Origin of the sequence: Kitasatospora sp. A2-31 (genome assembly GCF_022288725.1) — a bacterium.
GTDB lineage: Bacteria > Actinomycetota > Actinomycetes > Streptomycetales > Streptomycetaceae > Kitasatospora.
Map to the genome: position 1 here is coordinate 17,338 of NZ_JAKNTA010000002.1, position 22,454 is coordinate 39,791.

A 22,454-nucleotide genomic window follows, 5' to 3' on the forward strand; every position below is an offset into this window, starting at 1 on the left:
CGTCAGCGGGTTGCCGGCGGATGCCGGCCGGGCGTCGGACGCCGTCCTCAGCTGCCGAGGATCCGCGCCTTCTGGGCGGCGAACTCCTCCTCGGTCAGGACGCCCTGCTCCTTGAGGGTGGCGAGGTCCTTCAGCTGGTCGAGCTTGTCCTCCATGGTGACGCCGGCCGGCGGTGCGGCGGGCGCCGCCGCGACCGGTTGCGGGGCGGGGGCCTGGGCGGCCTCCTGCTGCGCCCAGCGGCCGGCCTGGCGGCGCGAGACGCGGTTCGACACGGCGGTGGCCGTACCGGCGACGACGGCCGTACGGGCGACTCCGCGGATGAGTCCGGGCATGGCTTCCTGCCTGGGGTTGGGGGGAAGGGTGGGCGCCGACCGGGCGGACGGCGGGCGGCACGGCCCGCGAGGGGCGCGTCGGGCCGGGCCCGGTCGGCGGAGCGCGGTCAGACCGAGGCCTCCAGCGCGTTGAGCGCCGCGACGACGTCCTCGACGGGGATCCGACCGCTCGCGATCATGCGGGCGCCGGCGTGGCGCAGCGCCTTCACGAGCGGCGCGGCCCAGAGGTTCTCGTAGAGGAGGACGGCGGCGGAGTCACCGGGGGCCAACAGGGCACCGGCCTCCGCGACGTCGTCCTCCCCGATCAGGCCGGACGAGACGCCCTCGAAGAAGGTGAGGTCGAGTTCACCGTCCCCGGTGACGTCGGCCAGCTCGATGCCGCTGACCGTGCCGTCCTCGGCCTTCGTGATGAAGGTCAGGTCGAGGATGCGGATGATGCCGCGATCGACCAGGTCGACGAGGACGGGCATCCCCTCGCCGGTCATCCGGCTGCCCGGGAACTCCACGACCACGTAGTCGATGGGGCCGACTTCGTCGAGTTCGCTGGATTGGTTGCTCACGACGGCTCCTGACGGTGGGGTCCGATCGGCGCACCGCAGGGCCCGGCGGGCGATCCGGTGCGCTCCTGCGACGCTAACCCGCCGCCGGGGGAGTGCGGATCACCTGCTGGGGGTGACCCGGGCGGTGCGGCGGCCGCCGGCAGCGGTCGTTCGGGGGACCGGGGTCACCCCGGTGGGGTAGCTCTGCTGGCCGTGCGCGCGGGGCGGCACTTGGCTGGTCGGGAGGGCCCGTCACGGGCGCCGACCTGCCGGGCCGCTGGAGGAGAGATACATGTCGTCGTCCGAACCCGACAGTCCCCGGTCCGGTGGTACCGAGCACGGCGGTCCGCCGTCGGGCGGGGCGGAGTCCGGTGGTCCCGCTTCGGGTGGTTCCGCGCCGGGGGCGGCCGAACCGTCCGGAGGCTCGGTTCCCGGGGGCGCCGCGGCGGGTGGTCCCGCGGTCGGGGGCGCTGCCGCGGGTGGACCCCCGCCGGCTGGACCCCCGCCGGCTGCCCCCCCGCCGGCCGCCCCCCCGCCCGCCGGTCCTCCGCCCGGTGCCCCGGCACCGGGCGGCCCCGAGCCCGGGCCGACGGAGACCGCGGAGCTGAAGGCGCTGCACGACCGCGTGGCGCAACTGGAGGCGGAGGCCGCGAAGCGCCCGCCCGCCCACCACCGGATGCGGACCTTCGGCTCGACCGTCCTGGTGATCGTCGCCTCGATCCTCTCCCTGCTGGCGGTCATCGCGGTCTGGGCCCACAACGAGGTGACCGACACGGACCGGTTCGTCTCCTCGCTGGCGCCGCTGGCCCACAACCCCGACGTCCAGAACGCGCTGGCGAACCGGCTCACCAATGCCGCGGCCGAACAGATCGACGTCAAGGCCCTGGTCAACGACCTCTCGCAGGCGGCCGCCGAGCAGGGCGTGCCGCCGCGGCTCGCCGACCTCATCGGCGGGCTGAGCGGCCCCCTGGAGGGGGCACTCACCAACGTCATCCACAGTGCCGCCGAGAGGGTGGTCACCAGCGAGGCCTTCGCCACGGTCTGGGAACAGGCCCTGAGGCTCGGCCACGCCTCGATGGTGAAGGCGCTGACCGGCGAGGGCGGCGGGGCCGTCCAGCTGAAGAACGACGAGGTGACCATCGACATCGGGCCGATGGTGGACAAGGTGAAGACGGAGCTGGTCAACGCCGGGTTCGCACCCGCCGCGAAGATCCCGGCGGTGCACACCGACTTCGTGGTCTTCTCCTCGCCCGACATCGCCAAGATCAAGGGCGGCTTCCGGCTCCTGGAGGTGCTGGGCAACTGGCTGCCGGTGATCGCGGTGCTGGTCGCCGCGGCGGGCGTGTTCACCGCCTTCAACCGGCGCCGCGCCCTGGTGGGAGCCGCGGTGGGCATCGCGCTGGCCATGCTGTTGATGGGCCTCGCACTGACGGTGTTCCGGTCGTACTTCCTCGACCACCTGCCGTCGAACGCCTCGCCGGCCGCCGCCGGCGCCGTCTACGACGCGCTGGTGACGTACCTGCGCACGACCGTGCGGGTGGTGGGCGTGCTGGCCCTGGTCGTGGCCATCGGTGCCCTCATGATCGGCCCCTCGCGCGTCGCCGTGACGATCCGCGCGGTCTGCGGTCACGGGGTCGCCGCGGTCCGGCACGCCGCCGACTCGGCGGGCTTCCACGCCGGCCCGGTGGACGCGTTCGTGCGGCGCTGGAAGCGGTGGATCGGCATCGTGGTGCTGCTCGGCGCCGCCGTGATCTTCGCCTTCTGGGACCACCCGACCGGCATGGTGGTGTTCTGGTTCGCGGTGGTGGTGCTGGCGCTCTTCGCGATCCGCGAGTTCTTCGCCCCCGCGTACCCCGCCGGTGGCCCTCTCGTGCCGCGTGCGAAGGCTACCGAGCCCGGTCCGCCGGCCGCGGCCGGCCACGGCGGGGCGGCCGGCGCCTGAGGCCCGGCGTCCCGACCGCCCGGGTGCGCCCCGGCCGCGCGCCGGTGCTCACCTGGGCGGGGTGATGCCCGTGGGGCCCGCGTCCGTGAGCATGGTGACGGGGCCGGCCGGATCCCTCCGAGGGCCGGCGCGGTCCCGGGAGGCGTGGATGCGGTACGAGATCAGGATTGCGGGTGCGGTGACCGACGACCTGTTGCACGGCGGCTTCCCCGAGTTGGAGAGCTTCGTCGTGGCGGGCCAGACCGTCCTGGTCGGCCGGATCGTCGACGAGGCGCACCTGTACGGCCTGCTCGCCCGTTTCCAGGCGCTGGGGCTGCGGGTCGTCGAGCTGCGGCAGCGCTCCGACTGACCGGGTCGGCGGACCGCCCGGAGACGTCGGCGGGACCGCCCGGGGACGTCGGCGGGACCGCCCGGGGACGGTGACGGGACCGCCCGGGGACAGTGACGGGCCGGGTGACCCCGGGCGGGGCCACCCGGCCCGGTCGTCGGCCGGTACGGGCGGGATCGGTCGGCGCCGGTCAGCCGGCGGCTCCGCGGTCCGGAGCCTCGGGACCCGGCGGAGCGCCCGCGACCGGGGCGGCCGCGGGTGCCGCCGGGGCGGCCGGGTCGGTGCCGGGGCGTCCCCCGTAGGCGATCAGCGCGTGGTGGCGCTGCGCGGTTGCCATCGGAACCTCCGGTGTCCGTCAGGACAGGACGAGGGCCTTCGCCCGCTGGTACTCCTCCTCCGAGATGTCGCCGCTGCGCCGCAGCTCGGCGAGGTGGGCCAGCTCCTGCGCGGTGCTCGGCTTCTTCGCCTCCCCGGCGGCCTCCTGGACGTAGCCGCGGAACTCGCTCTCGGCCTGCTGGACCCGGGCCGTCTCGCGCATTCCCATCCCCTTGCCGCGGGCGATCAGGTAGACGAAGACGCCCAGGAACGGCAGCAGGATCAGGAAGATCGACCAGCCTGCCTTGCCCCAGCCGCTCACCGAGTCGTCACGGAAGAGGTCCGCGAAGACCCGGAAGAGCAGCATGATCCACAGGACCCAGATGAAGAACCACATGGTCGTGAGGAAGATGTTGAGCAGCGGGTAGTCGTCCATGACCGGAATCTCCTGTCCTCGGCCCGACGCGTGTACCCGGCGGCCGCCGGGCCGACCGGCGGTTGCGCCTGGTTCCCCCCGTCCCACGGTCGGCGCCGGCGGTCGTTCCCGCACCACCCCCGGCGGGTGATTCCGGCGGGTGCCCGGGTGGTGCGGGTCCGTCCGGCGGGGGGCGCACCGCTGCGCTGAGCGGGATCGCCGCCGACCGCCGGTGAGCCGGGACGGGCCGGGGCGGCCGGGCGCGGCGCTGCCGGGCGGCGCGCGGATCGCCGGTCCCGGCATCGACCTCGGAGACCCGTGCTCGACCGGCGGGACGTGCGGCCTACCGGACGGCGCGCAGGGCGCGGGGGCGGGAGCGGCCGGAGAGGGCGGCGCCCGTGACGGCGGTGGCCACCACTCCGGCGGCCAGCAGCCCGCCGCGGGAGCGCCAGGACAGCACCGACCAGCGCGAGTTCGCCGAGAGCAGCGAGCCCAGGCTCAGCCAGGAGCCGGCGGACAGGACGGACATCGCCGAGCCGGCCGAGCCGATCGACAGGACGGACCCGACCGAGCCCACCGAGAGCACGGAGCCGACCGAGCCGATCGACAGCACCGAGCCGGCGGAGGCGATGGCGAGGACGGAGTCCCTGGACCAGAGCGTCAACGAGGATGCGGTTTGTGGCGACACCCGTTGATCGTATGTCCGCCCCGGCGCCTCGCGCAGGAGGTGTCGGAAGAGATCCGCGGTGGGCGGGCGGGAAGGCGGCCGAGGGGCGGCGGACGGGCCGCGGCCCGGGCGCCGGGGCGCCGGAGGAGCGGACGGGCGCGGCGGCGGGTGGGGCGGGGAGGGGGTGGACGGAGGCGGGTGCGACCCGGTGCGGGCGGGACCGGTGGCCGCCGCGCGGGCCGACCGCTTCCGACCGGCGCTGTGGCACGATTCCAGTGATCGGTACCGATCCGGTACCGGATCGGCAAGCGTTCGTCCGGCCCGCCGGAGAGACGAGGACCCCGTGCCCGAGACCACCCGAGAGACCGACCGGCCCCAGTCCGCCGCAAGGACGGTCGACCTCGCCTTCCGCCCCGCGACCGTGGCCGACGTGCCCGCCCTCGTGGCGCTGGTCGAGTCCGCTTACCGCGGCGACGCCAGCCGGACCGGCTGGACCACCGAGGCGGACCTGCTGGACGGCCAGCGCACCGACGCCGAGGGCGTCACCGCTGCGGTCACCAACCCCGAGGGCGTCGTCCTGGTCGCCGAGCCGGACGGCGAGCTGATCGCCTGCTGCCAGCTGGAGCGCCGGGGGCGGCACGCCTACTTCGGCATGTTCTCCGTCAGCCCGGGCCACCAGGGCGGCGGGCTGGGCCGGGCCGTACTGGCCGAGGCGGAGCGGTTCGCGGAGGAGGAGTGGGGCGCCGTCGAGCTGGAGATGACGGTGATCGAGCAGCGCGCCGACCTGATCGCCTGGTACGAGCGCCGTGGCTTCCGCCGCACCGGCGTCTACTCCCCGTTCCCGTACGGGGACGAGCGCTTCGGGATCCCGCGCCGGCCGGACCTGAGGTTCGAGAAGCTCGTGAAGGAGCTTACCCGGCAGTAGGCCTGACCTGACGTCGAGCAGCCGACCGGGGCGATGCGGAGATGTCATACCTCGTTCACTATTGGTCTAGGCCAATGTGAGAGGGTGGCGGACGAACGGCCACGTTCCGTCCGAGCCCAGGGGGGCCATTTCCGCATGCCCGTAGCCCGTGGCACCGCCATGCCCGCTTCCGAGACCGGTCCGCGCCACCACGTCGCGGACGGTGACCCGCAACCACCCGCTCCGCCTGCTCCACCCGCTCCGCCCGGACCTCCCGGTCCGCGCCGACTGCCCGCGGCGACCCGACTGCCCGCGCCGCCCGACGACGAGGAGCTCTACTGGTACTTCGGCCCGCAGCGCCGCTGGGTGCTGCTCTGCGCCACCCTCTCCTACGCCGGCGCCACCGCGACGCTCGGCCTCTTCGCGCTCAGCCGGCCGCTGCTCTGGCCCTTCCTGGCGCTGACCGTGCTCAACGCCGTCACCTGGCTGCTCTCCCTGGCCGACGGCCAGCGCGCCCGCCGGTTCACCCGGGACTCGCACGACCTGCTGCTGCGCGCCTGGCGGCAGGCCCGGTGCCCCTCCGTCGACCTGCTGCTGCCCACCGCCGGTGAACCGCTGGACGTCCTGGCCAACGCCTACCGGCACACCGCCGCCGTCCGCTGGCCCGGCGAGCTGACCGTCCTGGTGCTCGACGACGCGGCCCGCCCCGAGGTCCGTGAACTCGCCGAGGCCCACGGCTTCCAGTACCGCGCCCGGCCGGACCGCGGCCGGTTCAAGAAGGCCGGCAACCTCAACCACGGCCTGGCCGAGGGCGGCGGCGACGTGATCGCCGTCCTCGACGCCGACTTCTGCCCGCGCCCGGACTTCCTGCACCACCTGGTGCCCTACCTCGACAACCCCGAGGTCGGCATCGTGCAGAGCCCCCAGTGCTTCGACACCGACCCCGGCATGTCGTGGCTGGAACGGGCCGCCGGAGCCACCCAGGAGATCTTCTACCGCTGGATCCAGCCCTCCCGGGACGCCCAGGACGGCACCGTCTGCTGCGGCACCAATGCGCTCTACCGGCGCGCGGCACTCGAACGGGTCGGCGGCTTCGCCGAGATCGACCACAGTGAGGACCTCTACACCGGCCTCTCGCTCGCCCGCGCCGGCTGGACCACCCGCTACGTGCCGGCGCTGGTCGCCAAGGGCATGTCGCCCACCGGCCTGCCCGCCTTCATCAGCCAGCAGTACCGCTGGTGCCTCGGCTCGCTCGCCCTGGTCGGTGATCCCGGCTTCCGGCGCGGGCCGCTCCCCCGCTCGGCCCGGCTCTGCTTCTGGAACGGCATCCTCGGCTATCTCACCAGCGCGGTGAACGTCTTCGCCGTGCCGCTGCCGGCGCTGATCATGCTGTTCTTCCGGCCCGACGAGATCGAGCCCTGGCAGGTGCTGCCGTTCCTGCCGCCGATCTGGGTCGCGCTGGTCCTGCTGCCCGCGATGTCCCGCACCCGCTGGCGTTTCGAGGTCACCCGGGTCCAACTCCTCGGCGGGCTCTGCCACGTGGTCGCCATCGCGCACGCACTGCGCCGGCGCAGCGCCGACTGGGTGCCCACCGGCGCCGTGTCGGGCGGCGGTTCACTCGCCCGTACGGTCGCCCGGATCGGGGTCGGCTGGCTCGGCCTGGTCGTCGTGGCGGGCGCCGCCGGCCTGGTGCGGGCCGTGGCCCTCCACGGCTGGCAGCCCTACTGGGCGCTCGCCGCACTCCTCGGGCTCACCGCCTACACGGTGGTCCCGCTCCTCCAGGCCCTGTGGCCCCTGCTGCGCGGCGGCAACGGTGCCGCCGTCGCCGAGGTGGCCCCGCCCGCCAGGCGCGGCTCGGACCTCGGCTTCGGCCGGGCCGAGGCGGTCGCCGTGACCGCCGTGCTGCTGCTCTGCGGCCTGCTGGCCTCGGGCTGGGCGGACCCGCTCATCTTCTGACGACTCGGTACATCACTGCCGATCAGCCGAGCTCCGTCGTCGGCCGAGGTGTCGCTCGGCCGGCCCCCTCCCTGCTTCCTGCTCTTCCTCCTCTTCCTTGCGTCGCCCCACCGGCGCGGACCCGCCGCCTGGCCGCCCCATCGGCCCGGCGGCCCCGACCCACCGCTGCCAGTCAGGCAAGGAGCACCGCCGTGACCACGGCCGTACCACCGAACGCCGTACCTCCGAACGCCGTACCTCCGAACGCCGGGCGCCCGCTCGCCGCACCGACCTCCCGCCCCGACCCCGCGACCGCCGCGACCGCCGCGACCCCCGCTCCCGCCGCAGCCGACACGGCGGCCCTGCCGGCCGTCTCGCCCGGGCCGGCGCACCGACCGGCCGCCGTCGCCGCGTCCGCATCCGTCACGCCGGCCTCCGTCGTCGCCCGGGGCGAGGAGGCCCGCCGGCGGGTGGCGTTCCGCCCCGACATCGAGGGCCTGCGCGGGGTCGCCGTCCTCGCCGTCCTCGCCTTCCACGCCGCCGTCCCCGGTTTCACCGGCGGCTACGTGGGCGTCGACGTCTTCTTCGTCGTCTCCGGGTTCCTGATCACCGGCCTGCTGCTGGCCCGACCGATCGGCCTCCGGGACTTCGCCGCCCGCCGCGCGCGCCGCATCCTGCCCGCCGCCGCCGTCGTCCTGGTCGCCACCGCCCTGGCCGGGGGTGCGCTGCTCGACCCGCTGCGCGGCACCGATCTGGCCCGGGACCTGATCGCCGCCGCCGGGCAGTTCGCCAACTGGCGTTTCGTCGGACAGCAGACCGACTACCTCGCCGCCGAACGCGACCCGAGCCCGCTGCAGCACTTCTGGTCCCTCGGCGTGGAGAACCAGTACTACCTGCTCTGGGGCGTCCTGTTGCTCGGCCTCGCCCGCTTCCTCACCGGCCGCCGCCGCACCGCGGCGATCGCACTCGCGACCGCCGCGATCGGCGCCGCGTCGCTCGTGCTCTGCGTCCGCTGGACCGCCGGCTCCGCGCCGCTCGGCTACTTCTCGACCGCGAGCCGCCTCTGGGAGTTCGCCGCCGGCGCCGGTGCGGCGCTGCTCGGCTCGGCAGTGGCGGGCGGGGGCGCGCGCCGCACGGGCCCCGTCGGGCGGTCACTCGGCGCGGCGCTGCGCCTGGTCGGTTGGGCCGGCGCGGCGGCCGTCGTCGTCGCGGTCTTCCGCTACGACCGCGACACGCCGTTCCCCGGCACCGCCGCCCTGTTGCCCGTCCTCGGCACGGCCGCCGTCCTGCTCGCCGGACCGGCGCACCGGGCCCTCGGCGTCGCCGACGTCGGCCGCCTCCTGGCGGTCCGCCCGCTGCGGGCCGCCGGCCGCCTCTCCTACGCCTGGTACCTCTGGCACTGGCCGGTCCTGACCATCGCCCAGGCCCGCTACGGCCCGCTGCCGTGGACCACGCTGGTCGCGCTCACGGCCGCCGCCGCCCTGCCGGCCTGGCTCACCCTGCGGCTGGTCGAGCAGCCGCTGCGGTACGGCAGCAGCCCGGCGCCCGGCCGAGGCCTCGCGGTCGGGGCCAGTGCCCTGGTGATCCCGTTGATCGCCGGGCTGACCCTCGGCGGCGGGACCGTCCGGGCGCTGGGCAGCGCGGACGCCCCCGTGGTGGTCCCGGCCGGCGCGGTGGACGGCCCCTCGCTGCTCGCCCCCGGCATCCGGGTGCCCGACCTGACGCCCTCGCTGGCCCGGGCCAGGGAGGACTTCCCGCCCGGAAAGGGGTGCGAGATCCCGCTCGGCGCCGACACCAGCCCCCGCTGCCTGTTCGGTGACCGGAACAGCCCCGACCGGATCGTGCTGCTCGGCGACTCGCACGCCGGGCAGTGGATCTCCGCCGCCCTGACGCTCGCCGAGCAACGGCACTGGGCCCTGGAGGTGCTGGTCAAGCCCGGCTGCCCGCTGGCCACGCTGACCGTGCGGAACAACGTCCTCGGGCGCACCTTCGAGGAGTGCGACCGCTGGCGCGAGAACACCCTCACCCGGTTGGCCACCGGCCCCCGGCCGAAGCTGGTCCTGATGGCCGGCCTCAACCGGTACGGGAGCCAGGAGGAGCGCGCGGACGGCTGGGCCCGCACCCTGGACCGGCTCGCCGCGACCGGAGCGCCGCTCGCCTACCTGGGGGACACCCCGATGCCCGGCAAGGACGTCCCGACCTGCCTGGCCGCCTCGGACGGCCGGTCCGACGCCTGCTTCTTCCCCCGGGAGTCCGCCTTCGAGCGCGACCCGTTGATCGAGGGCGGGCTCGCCGAGCGCTACCGCGTCCGGGTGCTCGACCTGGGCCCGCTGCTCTGCCCGGGGACCGGCCCGGACTGCCCGGCGGTGCTGGAGGGCGTCGTGCTCTACCGGGACACCGGCCACATCACCGACACGCTCGCCCGGGTGCTGGCGCCCCGGCTCGACCGGGGGCTGCTGGGCGCGGGGTGAGGTGCGGGGCCGGCGGGTCGGACGGTTCGCGCGGTCCGGCGGCGGGGGTCGGGTCCGGTTCCGGGCCGCTCCTCCCCGCCGGCCGGGCCCAGCCGCCCGGGCTGTTCCTCCCGTCGGCCGCCCGGGCAGCCCGTCAGCCGTAGAGGCTGTGGCAGAGGCGGGCCTGTTCCGAGCCGGCCGGCCAGCGGCCCAGGTGCTCGGCCTGCTCGCAGAGCGATCCGATGCCGGGCACGGTGGGGCCGGTCGCCGGCGGACTCGGGGCCTTGTTCGGGGCGGGGGCAGGCGTCGCCGCAGCCGGGCCCTGCCCTGCCGTGCCGCCGCCAGAAGGCCGCGAGGGCCCGGGCCGGGCCGTACGCCCGGGCTTGGACCGGGGCGCCGTCGCGCGGTCCGATCCGGTGGGCTCGTCGTCGCCACCGGCCTGACGGGCCGGAGCCTGCGCCCCCTCGGTCGAGGGGGCCGCCCCGGGTGCGGGGGCGGTCTCCGGCAAGGCCGCCGCAGGGCTGGGCGCGGTGGTGGGCGGCGAGCCGCCGGGTACCGACACCGCCTCGGGGGCGCCGCTCCCGGGCGGGGTGAGGGGGGACGACGGAGTGGGGGAGGCGGGTTCCCCCGGGAAGGCCACCACCCCGGAGTTCTCGTCACCCGAGCCGGGCCCGCACATCACCAGGACGGCGGCCAGGGCCGCGACCGTCCCGCCCGCCGTGACCGCCCACCGCAGGCGCCGCCGGGGTCGCGGCCCGGTCGCGGACGCCGCGGCGCCGGCCGCCGCGCGGGCGGCCGTCGTGTTGCCGGACCCGCCCGCGCCGGCCGAGGCCGGCGAGCCTGTCCCGGGGAAGGGGACGGGCGTGGACGCCGGTGCCGAGCGGCCGGCCGCCGGTCCGGGGGGCGGGGGCGGCACCGGCGGCGGCTGCCACGCATTCTCGGGCCACTTCCACTGCCCGCTCCCCGGTTGCCCGCCCATCGCTCACGCCCTCCTGCCGAATGCCGCCGACCACCGGCGAGCCGATCCCCGTGCTCAACGAGCGCGCCGTCGCGGGGACATGACCAGGAAGGGGGTTCACCCCCGGGTGTCGTTCCGCGCGCCCCCTCCGGCCCGCGCACCGCCGCGTGCACCGGTTTGCCGCCCGGTTCGCCGCCCGCCCGCGCCGCCCGTACGCTGCCTGCCGTACCCCGGGTGCGGACGTCAGGGCTCCGCCACATGCTGGGGGCATGGAAACCAACAAGCCCCTGGTCGAGGTCGCCGAGTTCCGTACCGACAGCCGCTACCGCCTGGTCCGCTTCGAGGGCCACGGCTGGGAGCCGCTGGCCCCCGAGGAGTTCGAGCCCCGCATCCGCCAGCTCTTCCCGGACCTCGACCCGCACGACCCCGACCGCGTCCAGTGGGCCGACCGCCCCTGGGAGTGGCCCGCCTGGCACCCCGGCGAGGCCTGATCCCGGGGCACCGGCCGGGGGAGGCCGGCGGGCCGGTGGCGCCCCCCCGCCCCTGCCCCCGCCCCCGGCCCGGCCGCTCCGCGGGGCCCGGGTCGCCGTCCCGGGCGCGGACGCCGCGCGGGCAGCCGAAGGGAAGCCGGCTGACGCCGAGTGTTCGTCCGGGGTCGCGGCGCCCTCGGGGCGCGCATCCCCACCGCCCCGACAGGCGTGGCGAACCGACGGTTGGAACGGCAGGGAAGTCGGGGCAGGATCGTCCTGAACGGGCGGGCCGACCGCCCCGCCCACGGCGGACGCCGTCGCCCCGGAACGGACGGGTCGTCGACCGACCGGGTGGAGGGGCTGTCTCGGCCCGCGTCAAAGGCGTCGGAGGGGGAGTCGTGCTGAACGCGCCGGCGAGCAACGCGGGTTACGGCGAGCAGGCGGAGGAGCTGGTGCGGCAGTACGAGGGCGTGACCTTCGAGGAGGTGCACCGCGAGGTCCTGCACCTCTTCCCCGAACGGCCCTCCGCCGTCCTCGACCTCGGCGCCGGCACCGGCCGCGATGCCGCCGCACTCGCCGCCCGCGGCCACCGGGTCGTCGCGGCCGAGCCGACCGCCGAGCTGCGCCGCGCCGGGCAGCGGCTCCACCGGGACACCGGCATCCGCTGGGTCGACGACGCGCTCCCCGAGGCGCCGGGGCTCCGTGCGTCGGGCGAGCGCTTCGACCTGATCCTGCTCTCCGCCGTCTGGATGCACCTGGCCGACCACGAGCGGCCGTCGGCGATGGCCACGCTCGCCCGGCTGATCGCTCCCGGCGGGCGTGTCCTGCTCTCGCTGCGGCACGGTCCGGTGCCGCCCGGCCGGCGGATGTTCGAGATCACGCCGGAGGAGACCGTCGAGCTCGCCCGGGCCCGCGGGCTGGACCTGTTGCACGTGACCGAGCGGACGGACCTGCACGACCGGCCGGGCGTCAGCTGGCACCTGCTCGGGTTCGAGTCGCCCGCGTCACCGGGCCGGGCCGCGGCCTGACTCAGTCGAGGCAGAACTCGTTGCCCTCGGGGTCCTGCATCGGGATGCAGGCATCGTTGCCGTCGTACAGCGTCTGCACGTGAACCGCCCCGAGCGGGACCAGCCTTGCGCATTCGGCCTCCAGTGCGGCGAGGCGCTCCTCGCCGACGAGCCCGGTGCCGACCCGTACGTCGAGGTGCACCCGGTTCTTGGCGGCCTTCCCTTCAGGGACACGCTGGAAGTACAGCCGCGGCCCCTCACCCGAGGGGTCGATGCAGGCGAACCAGGAATCCCGTTCCTCGGGGGCCTGCGCGTCCCGGTACTCCTCCCACGTGGCGAACCCCGCCGGGGGCGGCGGTACGACGTACCCCAACACCTCGCACCAGAACCGGGCGAGGCGCTCGGGTTCCGCGCAGTCGAAGGTGACCTGGACCTTCCTGATCGCTGACATCCGCGCACCATACCAAGGGACGCCTCCGCCGCTCCGCCCGTTTTCCAGCGGCACGGGTCGGGGCGGGTGGGAGCGGGGTGCCGGGTGCGTCGACACGGGCTCGTTCACGGCCGGAGGAGTTCGCAGAAGCGGTCCAGGGCGCGGTCATTGCGGTGGCGGTCCCCGGTGTTCGTCAGATCGAACAGGAGACCCCGGATGACGGCCATGACCAGCGTGGGAGTGGCGGTGTCGTCCGGGCCGGTGGTGATGTCGCGGAACGCGGTGCCGAGGGTGTCGAACCAGTCCGTGATCGCCTCGGCCCGGTCCGGATACTTCTCGGGGTGGACGAGGCCGTCGGCGTGCACCTCGAAGAACAGCCGGACGAACGGGGCACGCTCCGGTGCGCTCATCCAGGCCCAGATGCCGCGCAGCCGTTCCTCCGGGGAGCCCGCCTGCGCCGGGAGGTTCGCGGCCAGCCGGGCCGCCCCGCGGCGGCGTGCCTCGGCAAGGACGGCGGCCACCAACTCCTGCTTGCTGCCGAAGTCGTAGAGCAACATCCGCGGACTGGTGTCGAGAGCCGCGGCCAGCGGCCGCAGGCTCAACCCGGCCAGGCCGTGCGCCAGGACGTAGTCGGTCGCCCGCGCCAGCGTGGCCTCCCGCCGGGCGGGATCCGGGGGTCGTCCCACGGTGGACCTTCCTCTCCTTGCCGAACTGAGCCGGCGTCAGTATATGGTACGACTGTTTCAATAACGGGAGGGAGACGGCTGTGCACTCATTCGGTCGGGCACTCGCGCTGGGTGCCGGAGGCCCCGTCGGGGCGGCCTGGATGGCCGGACTGGCCTGCGGACTGCGCCGGGTCGGGCTGGACCTCGGCGAGGCCGACCTGATCGTCGGCACCTCGACCGGCGCGATCGTCGGCGCAGTGCTGGCCACCGGCCAGGACCCCAGCCGGCTCGCCACGCCGGTGCGCCCCGGCGGCACACCTCCACAGGTGGACGGGCGCCGGCTGGGCGAGGCGTTCGCCGTGCTCGGCGATGCCGCCTCGAACCCGGCCGAGGCGCGCCGCCGAGTGGGCCGGATCGCGCTCGCCGCCGAGACCGGCCCCGAGCAGGCGCATGTCACCCGGATGCGCGAGCTGGCTGGCGCGGACCAGTGGCCGGACCGGAGGCTGCTCATCACCGCGACGGACGCCGAGACCGGCGAGCAGGAGGTCTTCGAACGCGGCAGTGGCGCCCCACTGCCCTCCGCCGTGGCGGCGAGCACGGCCTTCCCGGGCATCTACCCGCCGATCACGGTCAACGGCCGCCGGTACATGGACGGCTCACTGCGGTCGGCGACCAACGCCGGACTCGCGGCCGGAGCCCGCACGCTCGTCGTGATCGACCCGCAGGCCCACCTGTTCCCCCGCGAGTTGCTCGACCGGGAACTGGCGCTCGCGGCGGCGCACACCGTGGTGACCATCGGGCCGGACCCGGCGGCCGTACGCGCATTCGGCCCGGATCTCGGCGACCGCACGGCCTGGGGGCCGGCCCACCAGGCGGGCCTTCGCCAGGCCCCCGACGCCGCCGAGCAGCTCCGCGGCGCCTGGAACCCCGGATCCGCCGCGGACTGAGCCTGGGCCTCTCTTCCGGATCTTGCCGTGCGGGCGACGAGATCCGAGAGAGAGGCCCGGGGCGCGCTCCCCGACGGCCACCGACGTCATCCGTTGCGGCCGCAGGCTCGTTCCGTCGTGCAGCCCCCGGCCCGCGGGTGAGTCCCTTCGCCGGACCGGTCGTGCGATGACCGGTCGCCTCCCCGCCCGGCTCACGGACGTCGTGCGGTCGCCGGCAGCCGGCCGTCCCCGCCCCGGGCGACGGGCGGTCGGTTCACTCACGCCTCCGCCTTCCGGGCCGGCGGGACGGGCGGTGAGCGTGGAGTGTCGATCCAGCCGGCCAAGGGCCCGGGCAGCGCTACCGGGCGGACAGCGACCGGGTGAAGTCCTCGATCGCGACGGCGAGTTCGCCGGGGTAACCGCCGGGGGAACCGGCTTGGGGGAGTGAAGGGGCCGGGATGAGGCGGACCGGCGTCGAGCAGGCCTCCAGCAGGGCGGCCACGCGGGATCGTTCGGATGAACGGCGGGCCCTGCGGAGTGCGGCTCCGGCGCGGCGGGCCGCACCGGGGCGGTGCGAGGGGAGCCCGGTGACTGCGGGGAGGTCCGACCGGAGAGGCGGGGGTGCGATCAGGACGAGGCCGGACACGCGGTCCGGATGGTCGGTCGCGTAGCGCAGCGCCGTGCCGACGGCCGTCGAGTGCGCCACCAGGACGGGGCGCGTCCTCGCCGGCGCGAGCAGCTCGGCCAGCCAGTGGTGATCGGGGGCGGCGGCCCGGGAGGACCGGCCGAGCCCCGGCAGGTCGGGAGCCAGGACCGGTTCGGTGAGCCGAGCGGCGACCGTTCGCCAGGCGTCCGCATCGGTCCCGGCCCCGTGGAGGAGGACGTGGCGTGGAGCCTCGCGTTCTCCGAGGAGGTAGCTGCGGCTCCCGGCGACGGTGTCGAAGCCGATCGTGGAAAGGGGCGCCGCCGAGTCGGTGCCGGCAGTGCTGCCGTCGCCCGTCCCGAAGCCGTCGGCCACCAGGCGGGTGGCCCAGCGCTGCAACAGCGGTAGGACGGCGGGGTGGTGGAGGCCGGCGGCGTCGGCGAGGCGGTCGGCGGACGTCGTGTCGTAGGTGTCCTCGGACAGGAAGGTAAGGGTCTCGGGGTCGGCGCCGGTGAGGGCGCGCGGCAGGCGGCGAACCAGGCCGACCGGGACCAGTCGGCGGGGTGCCGGCACGCCGAGGTGGTCTGCGACCGCGGCGACCAGTTCCATCAGCGGCGGGGTGGACGGATCGAGCACGGTGTGGGCATGGGCGGGGCCGTGGTCGTGCTCGGGGACGGCCGCGAGGAAGCGGGCGAGGTGGTCGACCGCGACCACCGGAAGGAACGTGCGCGCCGTTCCGGGCAGCAACGGCAGCCTGCCGTGCCAGAGTTGACGGATCAGCTCGGCCAGGCCGACGTACTGTCCGGCCTGGCCGGTCACGGAGTGGCCGACCACGCTGCTCGGGTTCACCGTGGTGAGCGGCACGCCGAGCCGGGCGGCCTCGACGCGGACGGCGGAGTCGCCCAGTTGCTTCGACGCCTCGTACGCGCCGAGGCGGGCGTAGAGCGCGTCGGTCTCGGCGTCCGGGAGCGGATGGCGTGGTGCGGGGTCACGGCCGACCCGGTAGCCGGAGAGGTGGACCAGTCGGCGGAGCCCCGATCGCGTCGCCGCCCAGTGGAGGACGTGCAGGGCGCCGTCGACGTTGGCGGCGTGCGCCTCGGCGCGGGGGAGGCCGAACTCGTAGCGGGCGGCCAGGTTGTGGACGTCGCGGACGCGGACGAGCCGGGCCTCGTCCTCGGGCGACAGGCCCAGGTCGGGGCGGGTGAGGTCGGCGGCGACGGTGGTCAGCGGCGTGTCGTCCACCCCGTGCGTGCGGAGCCAGCGGCGCAGCTCGTGCTCCTTGGGCGTACCGCGCCCTCCGCGGACGGCGGCGGCCACGGGTTCTCCCCGGCCGAGGAGTTCGAGTACCAGCCAGCGGCCGATGAAGCCGGTGGCGCCGAGGACGAGGGTGCGGGGCGGTGCGGCGGCGGTGGCGGTGGGCATGGGCGGGGCATCCCTTTCTGTAGACCGGTCTGCATATTTTGGGGAGCTGAGGAGCTGAGGAGCTGGGGGAGCTCGGGAACCGGGTGAGGGTGGAATCCGGAGGCGGGTCGGCAGATGGCCGAGGCCGCACCCGGTCGGGCCTGCCGGCCGACCCGTCAGGCGCGGGCGGTGATGTGCACGGCGCGGCACCCCGGGATGCCGTCGCGCGTCATCACGCCTCGGCCTCCAGCAGGCGGCCCACGGCGTGCCGGGCATCGTCCAGGGGGCGGCGGCTGCGCCGCACGCGAGCCAGCAGGACCGCCCCTTCGAGCAGGGAGAGTGTCTGGCCGGAGGTGATCTCGGCCTCGGCGGGGCCGAAGCCCTGGGCGGTCAGGCGCTCGGTGATGACCTGCTGCCAGCCGCTGTAGACCTCGGCGCAGATGCGGCGCAGCGCCTCGTTGCTGCCGGCCACCTCCAGGCCGACGGTCGCGATCGGGCAGCCCTTGGTGTAGTCCGACGCCTCCAGGCGGGCGGTGAAGAGCTCGGTGAGGTGCCCGATGATCGTGGCGACGTCCGCGCCCTCGCGGGCCAGCGACTTGAGCAGTTCCTCGATCTCCTGGCCCGCCTGGAGGATGGCGGCGGCGACCAGTTGGTCCTTGCCCTCGGGGAAGTGGAAGTAGAGCGAGCCGCGGGGCGCCCCGCTCTCGCTGACGATCTGGTTGAGGCCCGTGCCGAAGTAGCCCTGCGCCTCGATCAGATTGCGCGTGCCGGCCACCAGCCGGGCGCGAGTCTCCTCGCCCTTCGCTCCCATGTCGCAAACAGTAGACCGGTCTGCATATTCCTGTCGACCCGTTGCCGGCAGCTGAGCACCGTTCCCGGGCTGTGGGGGGGTGCCTGATCTACTGCGGGACGTCGGACCGGACTCGGAGGGCGAGCCATGGGTGTGTTGACGGACTACTTCCGCGCCGTGGACGCGGCGTCGGTGGTGCGGGCGCTGGAGCAGGAGGACGGCGGCTCCCCGCTCACCGCGGTGCCGCCGGTCTTCGACGGGGTCGAGGCCAAGCGGGTGGACCCGGGCGTGGTCCTCGCGATGCTGATCGCCGCCGTCCGGAAGGTCGAGTGGCGGGTCGACCTGGTGGGGGAGACGACCGTGTGGCCGACCGGCCCCGCGCCGGGCCGGGACGGCCTGGACGACGAGGACAGCCCCTGGGTCACCGGGCCGTGGGTGTCCGAACTCGCGCCTCAGGTGCGGGACGCGCTGGCGCGGGTGCGGGACGCCGACGTGCCGGCCGTCGCCGCACGGTGGGCGCAGGCGGAGGAACTGCACGGGGCCCCCGCCGAGGAGGTGCAGCCGCTGGTCGAGGAGCTCGTCCGGCTCGCCAGGCGGGCACGCGACGGCGGCGAGCAGCTCTACTGCTGGATGTCGCTGTAGGGCGGGCTTCCCGGACCTCGCCCAGAACGGCCGGGAGACGGTCGACTGGCCGGGCCTCTGCGGCAAGGGGAGCCCGTCGGCACCCCCGTGCCCCCGCTGACCTGCGGGGGAACGCCTTCGGCGACTCGGCACGGCGGACCCCCGGCGGGAGGTAGGGTTCACACTGCTCGGTGACGGGCACAACCCGCTGAACGACCGGGGGCCGCAGGGCACCGGGGCAGCGTCCGGAGGCACGTGCGGACCGCCTCCGGGAGGCCGGCCGACCCGGGGGACGACGATGGGGCGAGACACGCAGGACGCCGAACCGGACGCCGAACCGGACGCGGTGCGGAACGCCGGGCCCGGCGCCGAACTGGTCGGGCGCCGGCGCGAGACCGAGCGCCTGGCGGCGGCCCTGGACCGGGCCGCGGGCGGTGCCGGCGGCTCGGCCGTGCTGCTGCGGGGCGAGGCGGGCATCGGCAAGAGCGCGCTGCTCGACTGGGCCGCGCGGCGGGCCGGCGAGCGCGGGTTCACCGTGCTGCGGGCGGTCGGCGCCGAGGCCGAGCGGGAGTTCGCCTTCGGCGCGCTCCACCAGGCGGCCTGGCCGCTGCTGCAGGGGTCCCGCGCGCTGACCGGGCATCAGCGGGACGCCCTGGAGTGCGCCCTCGGCGTCCGCGCCGGCACCTCCCCGAGCGGCTTCGCCGTCGGGGCCGCCGCCCTCGCGCTGCTCGCCGAGGCGGCGCGGCGCGGCCCGCTGCTGCTCCTCCTCGACGACCTGCACTGGGTCGACTCCTCCAGCGCCGCCGTGTTCGCCTTCCTCCAACGGCGCTGCGCGGAGCTGCCGCTGGTGATCGCCGGTGCCGGCCGTCCGGACGGCGCGGCGGCCGAGGCCTGGCCCGTCGAACCGGTCGAGGTCGGGGAGCTGTCCCGGTCGGACGCCGCCGCACTGCTGCTGCGGAACTGCCCGGAGCTGGCCGCCGCCGCCGCGGACCGGGTGCTCGACGAGGCGGCCGGCAACCCGCTGGCCCTGGTGGAGCTGCCGCGCCAGCTGCGCGGCGAGGAACAGCGCGGGCTCGCGCCGCTGCCCGACCGGCTGCCGCTCGGCCGGCGGCTGGAGCGGATGTTCGCCGAGCGGCTGGGCGCACTGACGCCCGAGGCCGGCCGGCTCCTGCTGCTGGCCGCCCTCGCCGCGGGCACGGACGCCGACAGCGGGGTCTGGCTGCGTGACGTCGCCGGAGCCGGGACCGAGGAGGCCCTGGCCAGGATCGAGGCCGAGGGCCTCGCCGGACTCGACGGGGCCGGGCGGCTGGTCTTCCGCCACCCGCTGGTCCGCGCCGCCGTGATCTCCACGGCGCCGGAGTCCGCGCGGCGCGCCGCCCACCGCACCCTGGCCGGCCGGCTGGCCCCGGACGACCCCCGCGGCCTCGTCCACGAGGCCTCCGCCGCGCTGCTCCCGGACGAGCGGCTGGCAGCCAGGCTCCAGGACGCCGGCGGGCGGCTCGCCCGCTGCGGCGGCGAGGCGGAGGGCGCGCTGCTTCTGGAGCGCGCCGCCGCGCTCAGCGCCGACCCGGCCGCCCGGGCCCGCCGGCTGACCTGGGCCGCCGTCATGGCGGCTCGCGGCGGGCGGCTGCGGCACACCGCCGCCCTGGTCGAGGAGGTGCAGCGGGCGCCGGTGCCGCCGGACATCGCCCCGCTGTTCGCGTACGCGGTGGTGTACGTGGACCAGAGCCACCGGGTCGACTTCGAGTCCTCCGCCGCCCTGCTGCCGGGAGCCCTCGACGCGCTCACCGCACCCGGCGCCGAGACCTTCGGCGGTCTGGTCGACCAGGTCTACTTCAAGCTGCTGCTGGCCGCCACGTACACCGGCGACCCCCGGGCCTGGCAGGCGCTGGAGCGGCACCGGGAGAACGTCTCGGCGCCCGGCCGGCTCTGCCACCGGGCCTGGTCCGACCCGGCCCGGACCGCCCACGGCGTGGCCGAGGAGTTGCGGGCGACGGCCGCCGGGCTGAGCGAGGAGCAGGAGGCGGGCACCGCCTGGCTGCTGCTCTGGACGGCGACCGCGGCCGACACCGCCGACTGCGAGCTGTGGCGGCGCTTCACCGGCTTGCACGGCTACGCCACCCAGGGCTCGGTGGCGAAGGCCAAGGCCTACCAGGACTTCCTGCGCGGCCGCTGGGAGCTGGCCCGGGTCTGCCTGCGGGAGGCCGAGGTGGCGGACGAGCTCGGCTACCACTGCAACGCGCTGATGTTCCGGCACTACTACGCGCACTTCCTCGCCGGCCGGGGCGACGAGGAGGGGCTGCGCGAGATCGAGCGGCTCGTCCGGCCGACGGCGGCACGTGCCCGGATGCGCTTCGTCCTGGACCGGCTGACCCACCTGCGGGGCCTCGCCGCCCTCGCCCACGGCCGCTACGAGCAGGCGTACGCGCACTTCGCCGACCTCACCCCGGCCGGCCGGCTTCCCCGGGGTCTGCCCTGGTTCCACCCGCTCTTCTTCGACCTGGTGGAGGCCGCGGTGCACACCGGGCGGCGGCACGAGGCCCGGGCGCACGTCGCGGCGGGGCGGGACGCGCGGGCGGGCGAGATCTCGGGCCACCACGCCTTCCTGCTGGCCGCGGCCGCCGCGGTGGCCGCGGACGACGACGAGGCCGAGGCCGCGTACCGGGCGGCGTACGCGGTGCCGGGGGCCGAGCAGTGGGTGTTCGAGCTGGCCCGGTTGCGGATGGCGCACGGCTCCTGGCTGCGCCGCCGCCACCGCGCCGAGGCCCGCGAGGTGCTGCGCGCCGCCCACCACACCTTCCGTCGGCTCGGGGCCGGCCCCTGGGCGGACCGCTGCGAGGAGGAGCTGCGGGCGGCCGGCGGCCCGGTCGGCGACGAGCCGGCCGCAGCGGCGGCGGCCGGTGCGGTGGTGGCCGGGCCACCGGTGTCGGTGTCGGCGGCCGCCGCGCTGACCGGCCAGGAGCTACGGATCGCGCGGCTCGCCGGGACGGGACTGAGCAACAAGGAGATCGGCCTGCGGCTCGGGCTGTCCCACCGCACCGTCGCGGCGCACCTCTACAAGATCTTCCCGAAGCTCGGCATCGCCTCGCGGGCCGCACTCTCGCGCGCCCTCGGCGAAGGGTGAGGGCGGCGGGACCCGCCTCGCCGCACCCCGCGGCCCCGTCGCTGCGCCGTGCCGGCGGCGCCGCGCTGGCCGCGCCGCGCCTTCCCGCACCGTGCTGTCCGCGCATCCGGGCTTGCCTGCGCGTGCACACTCCCTGCTCGGCCGCAGAGCGGCAGTCAAATGACTTAGCGGTCGGCGCCGCCCCCGGCCGAGGCTTGTCGAGTAGGGCTTCGGCCGGAAAGGGGCAGGTCAGGTGGGTGTGCTGTGGACGACGGCTTCCGTCCCGGACGGCGAGAAGGCGGCGTTCTGGGGCGAGGCCGTCTCACGGACGCTGGCACCGGTGGAGGTGGTGCCGCACGCCGACCGGCCGTTCGACGGCCGCCTGTCGTCGCACCGGCTGGGATACGTCCAGGTGTCCACGATCGAGGCGGACGCCGCCCGGGTCTCCCGCACGGCGGGCCTGGTCGCCCGCTCCGCCGAGGCGGGGGCGGAGGCGCAGCTGGGGGTGGGCGTGCAGGAGTCCGGCCGCGCCGTGCTGGTGCAGGACGGACGCCGGGCGGAGGTCGGGCAGGGCGGTCTGGTGGTCTACGACACCGCGCGGCCCTACTCCATCGACTACCCGGAGCGTTTCCGTGCCCACGTTTTCCAGGTGCCGCGCCGGCTGCTCGGCGTCTCGGAGCACGAGGCCCGGCAGGTGGCCGGCAGCGCACTCACCGCCGACCAGGGCTTCGGCGCCGTCCTGCTGCCTTTCCTCGGCACCCTCGCCGACTCCGCGCACGCCTACCCCGCGTCCGTCGGCGACCGGCTGGCCGGCAGCGTCGCGGACCTGTTCATCACCCTGGTCGCCCAGCTCACCGGGCCCGCGGCCACCGAGCCGCCCGGCGCCAACGCCCACCTCGTCCGCCGGATCCGCGAGCACATCGACCGGAACCTCGGCGATCCGGAGCTCTCGCCCGAGGGCATCGCCCGGGCGCACCGGATCTCGGTGCGCTACCTGCACCGGATCTTCGAGGGGGAGGGCGTCACGGTCGGGCGGCTCGTCCAGCAGCGCCGGCTGGAGGAGTGCGCCCGGGAGCTGTCCCGCCGCGGGCGCGCCGTGCCGACGGTTTCGGCGGTCGCCCAGCGCTGGGGGTTCGTCAACCCGGCGCACTTCAGCCGGGCCTTCCGCGCCGCGTACGGGGTCTCCCCGCGCGAGTGGCGCGCGCTCCGCGCCGCGGACGAAGGCTGACACGGCCCCAGCCGCCTGACGGCGCCCGACCCCCGGGCCCGAGCCGGTCGACGGGGGCTGACAGGGCCTGACCTCGGGTCCGGGACTGCCTGACCTGGTGCACACCGCCCCGCGGTGTGCACCGTCGGACAAACCGTGGTTCCCGCTCGGGACGGTGACCGGCCCCCTGCACGCCTAGTTTGGGCCGGGTGCCCGCGCGCGTCCGGCGAGACCCGCCCGGGCGCCGCCCGGCGCACGCCCCCGCCCCGACCGGCCCGGGGCCGCTCGGGTGAGGCCGGGGCGAGGTCCCGCCGAGCAGGAGCCGCGGGGCACGGGGGCCAACCGGGTCGGGCCGTCGGCACGAGGACGACCACCGTGGAATCCGGCCGACCGGCCGCTACGCCAG

The 22,454-nt window shown here is 76.0% G+C and carries 20 protein-coding genes; 11 read left to right on the forward strand and 9 right to left on the reverse strand.

From position 1 onward, the window contains the following. Nucleotides 1-47: 47 nt before the first annotated feature. Both MCM47_RS05075 and MCM47_RS05080 read right to left on the reverse strand, forming a co-directional pair. Nucleotides 48-332, reverse strand: a complete 285-nt coding sequence (locus MCM47_RS05075) for an SHOCT domain-containing protein (RefSeq protein WP_238741593.1) — start codon at nt 330-332, stop codon at nt 48-50. Between the two features lie 107 nt (nt 333-439). Beyond that, nucleotides 440-892 (reverse strand): DUF6325 family protein, encoded by a 453-nt coding sequence (locus tag MCM47_RS05080; protein ID WP_308222285.1) that lies wholly within the window; start codon nt 890-892, stop codon nt 440-442. A gap of 604 nt (nt 893-1,496) precedes the next feature. Between MCM47_RS05080 and MCM47_RS05085 the strand changes: the two genes are divergently transcribed. Next, complete coding sequence (locus tag MCM47_RS05085; RefSeq protein ID WP_238741595.1) at nt 1,497-2,813, forward strand: hypothetical protein; 1,317 nt, start codon at nt 1,497-1,499, stop codon at nt 2,811-2,813. Between the two features lie 148 nt (nt 2,814-2,961). Continuing rightward, nucleotides 2,962-3,162 carry a hypothetical protein gene (locus MCM47_RS05090; protein WP_238741601.1) on the forward strand — a complete coding sequence of 67 codons (201 nt, stop codon included), beginning with the start codon at nt 2,962-2,964 and terminating at the stop codon, nt 3,160-3,162. A gap of 169 nt (nt 3,163-3,331) precedes the next feature. Here the strand turns inward: MCM47_RS05090 and MCM47_RS05095 are convergent, their stop codons facing one another. The 3 genes from MCM47_RS05095 to MCM47_RS05110 form a co-directional block, all read right to left on the reverse strand. Beyond that, nucleotides 3,332-3,478 (reverse strand): hypothetical protein, encoded by a 147-nt coding sequence (locus MCM47_RS05095; protein ID WP_238741603.1) that lies wholly within the window; start codon nt 3,476-3,478, stop codon nt 3,332-3,334. 18 nt (nt 3,479-3,496) lie between these two features. Then, nucleotides 3,497-3,892 (reverse strand): SHOCT domain-containing protein, encoded by a 396-nt coding sequence (locus tag MCM47_RS05100; RefSeq protein ID WP_238741605.1) that lies wholly within the window; start codon nt 3,890-3,892, stop codon nt 3,497-3,499. Between the two features lie 322 nt (nt 3,893-4,214). Next, nucleotides 4,215-4,559 (reverse strand): hypothetical protein, encoded by a 345-nt coding sequence (locus MCM47_RS05110; RefSeq protein WP_238741612.1) that lies wholly within the window; start codon nt 4,557-4,559, stop codon nt 4,215-4,217. Between the two features lie 322 nt (nt 4,560-4,881). On the opposite strand from MCM47_RS05110, the gene MCM47_RS05115 reads away from it, so the two are divergent. The 5 genes from MCM47_RS05115 (at nt 4,882) to MCM47_RS05135 (ending at nt 12,283) form a co-directional block, all read left to right on the forward strand. Continuing rightward, nucleotides 4,882-5,463 carry a GNAT family N-acetyltransferase gene (locus tag MCM47_RS05115; RefSeq protein ID WP_238741614.1) on the forward strand — a complete coding sequence of 194 codons (582 nt, stop codon included), beginning with the start codon at nt 4,882-4,884 and terminating at the stop codon, nt 5,461-5,463. Between the two features lie 135 nt (nt 5,464-5,598). Then, entirely contained in the window at nt 5,599-7,398 is a 1,800-nt protein-coding gene (locus tag MCM47_RS05120) for a glycosyltransferase family 2 protein (protein ID WP_238741615.1), read from the forward strand. A gap of 191 nt (nt 7,399-7,589) precedes the next feature. After that, the gene (locus MCM47_RS05125; RefSeq protein WP_308222286.1) at nt 7,590-9,848 is read left to right on the forward strand and encodes an acyltransferase family protein; all 2,259 of its coding nucleotides are present in this window, start codon (nt 7,590-7,592) and stop codon (nt 9,846-9,848) included. Nucleotides 9,849-11,054: 1,206 nt separating this feature from the next. Continuing rightward, complete coding sequence (locus tag MCM47_RS05130) at nt 11,055-11,276, forward strand: hypothetical protein (protein ID WP_238741617.1); 222 nt, start codon at nt 11,055-11,057, stop codon at nt 11,274-11,276. 377 nt (nt 11,277-11,653) lie between these two features. Then, nucleotides 11,654-12,283: a bifunctional 2-polyprenyl-6-hydroxyphenol methylase/3-demethylubiquinol 3-O-methyltransferase UbiG gene (locus tag MCM47_RS05135; RefSeq protein ID WP_238741619.1), complete on the forward strand. Its 630-nt coding sequence runs from the start codon at nt 11,654-11,656 to the stop codon at nt 12,281-12,283. 1 nt (nt 12,284) lies between these two features. On the opposite strand, the gene MCM47_RS05140 is transcribed toward MCM47_RS05135, so the two are convergent. Together MCM47_RS05140 and MCM47_RS05145 are read right to left on the reverse strand one after the other, a co-directional pair. Then, a complete protein-coding gene (locus MCM47_RS05140) occupies nt 12,285-12,713 on the reverse strand; it encodes a VOC family protein (protein ID WP_238741621.1) in 429 nt (142 codons plus the stop codon). A 104-nt stretch (nt 12,714-12,817) separates the two neighbouring features. Continuing rightward, nucleotides 12,818-13,378, reverse strand: a complete 561-nt coding sequence (locus tag MCM47_RS05145) for a TetR family transcriptional regulator (RefSeq protein WP_238741623.1) — start codon at nt 13,376-13,378, stop codon at nt 12,818-12,820. Between the two features lie 80 nt (nt 13,379-13,458). On the opposite strand from MCM47_RS05145, the gene MCM47_RS05150 reads away from it, so the two are divergent. Beyond that, a complete protein-coding gene (locus MCM47_RS05150) occupies nt 13,459-14,304 on the forward strand; it encodes a patatin-like phospholipase family protein (RefSeq protein WP_238741625.1) in 846 nt (281 codons plus the stop codon). 337 nt (nt 14,305-14,641) lie between these two features. On the opposite strand, the gene MCM47_RS05155 is transcribed toward MCM47_RS05150, so the two are convergent. Both MCM47_RS05155 and MCM47_RS05160 read right to left on the reverse strand, forming a co-directional pair. After that, nucleotides 14,642-16,348: an alpha/beta fold hydrolase gene (locus MCM47_RS05155; protein ID WP_238741627.1), complete on the reverse strand. Its 1,707-nt coding sequence runs from the start codon at nt 16,346-16,348 to the stop codon at nt 14,642-14,644. 211 nt (nt 16,349-16,559) lie between these two features. Beyond that, nucleotides 16,560-17,138 (reverse strand): TetR/AcrR family transcriptional regulator, encoded by a 579-nt coding sequence (locus tag MCM47_RS05160; RefSeq protein ID WP_238741629.1) that lies wholly within the window; start codon nt 17,136-17,138, stop codon nt 16,560-16,562. Nucleotides 17,139-17,264: 126 nt separating this feature from the next. Between MCM47_RS05160 and MCM47_RS05165 the strand changes: the two genes are divergently transcribed. From MCM47_RS05165 to MCM47_RS05175, 3 genes are all read left to right on the forward strand, one after another. Then, nucleotides 17,265-17,759: a hypothetical protein gene (locus tag MCM47_RS05165; RefSeq protein WP_238741630.1), complete on the forward strand. Its 495-nt coding sequence runs from the start codon at nt 17,265-17,267 to the stop codon at nt 17,757-17,759. 277 nt (nt 17,760-18,036) lie between these two features. Then, nucleotides 18,037-20,862, forward strand: coding sequence for a BREX system ATP-binding domain-containing protein (locus MCM47_RS05170; protein WP_238741632.1), 2,826 nt, complete (start codon nt 18,037-18,039; stop codon nt 20,860-20,862). Nucleotides 20,863-21,094: 232 nt separating this feature from the next. Next, a complete protein-coding gene (locus tag MCM47_RS05175) occupies nt 21,095-22,069 on the forward strand; it encodes a helix-turn-helix domain-containing protein (protein WP_238741635.1) in 975 nt (324 codons plus the stop codon). Nucleotides 22,070-22,454: the final 385 nt, after the last annotated feature.

What these genes read in the sequence shown, in the direction of transcription:
- MCM47_RS05095 (WP_238741603.1), bottom strand. Translation starts at nt 3,478, where the DNA reads ATGGCAACCGCGCAGCGCCACCACGCGCTGATCGCCTACGGGGGACGC.
- MCM47_RS05140 (WP_238741621.1), bottom strand. Translation starts at nt 12,713, where the DNA reads ATGTCAGCGATCAGGAAGGTCCAGGTCACCTTCGACTGCGCGGAACCC.
- MCM47_RS05075 (WP_238741593.1), bottom strand. Translation starts at nt 332, where the DNA reads ATGCCCGGACTCATCCGCGGAGTCGCCCGTACGGCCGTCGTCGCCGGT.
- MCM47_RS05170 (WP_238741632.1), top strand. Translation starts at nt 18,037, where the DNA reads ATGGGGCGAGACACGCAGGACGCCGAACCGGACGCCGAACCGGACGCG.
- MCM47_RS05120 (WP_238741615.1), top strand. Translation starts at nt 5,599, where the DNA reads ATGCCCGTAGCCCGTGGCACCGCCATGCCCGCTTCCGAGACCGGTCCG.
- MCM47_RS05155 (WP_238741627.1), bottom strand. Translation starts at nt 16,348, where the DNA reads ATGCCCACCGCCACCGCCGCCGCACCGCCCCGCACCCTCGTCCTCGGC.
- MCM47_RS05100 (WP_238741605.1), bottom strand. Translation starts at nt 3,892, where the DNA reads ATGGACGACTACCCGCTGCTCAACATCTTCCTCACGACCATGTGGTTC.
- MCM47_RS05165 (WP_238741630.1), top strand. Translation starts at nt 17,265, where the DNA reads ATGGGTGTGTTGACGGACTACTTCCGCGCCGTGGACGCGGCGTCGGTG.
- MCM47_RS05160 (WP_238741629.1), bottom strand. Translation starts at nt 17,138, where the DNA reads ATGGGAGCGAAGGGCGAGGAGACTCGCGCCCGGCTGGTGGCCGGCACG.
- MCM47_RS05130 (WP_238741617.1), top strand. Translation starts at nt 11,055, where the DNA reads ATGGAAACCAACAAGCCCCTGGTCGAGGTCGCCGAGTTCCGTACCGAC.
- MCM47_RS05090 (WP_238741601.1), top strand. Translation starts at nt 2,962, where the DNA reads ATGCGGTACGAGATCAGGATTGCGGGTGCGGTGACCGACGACCTGTTG.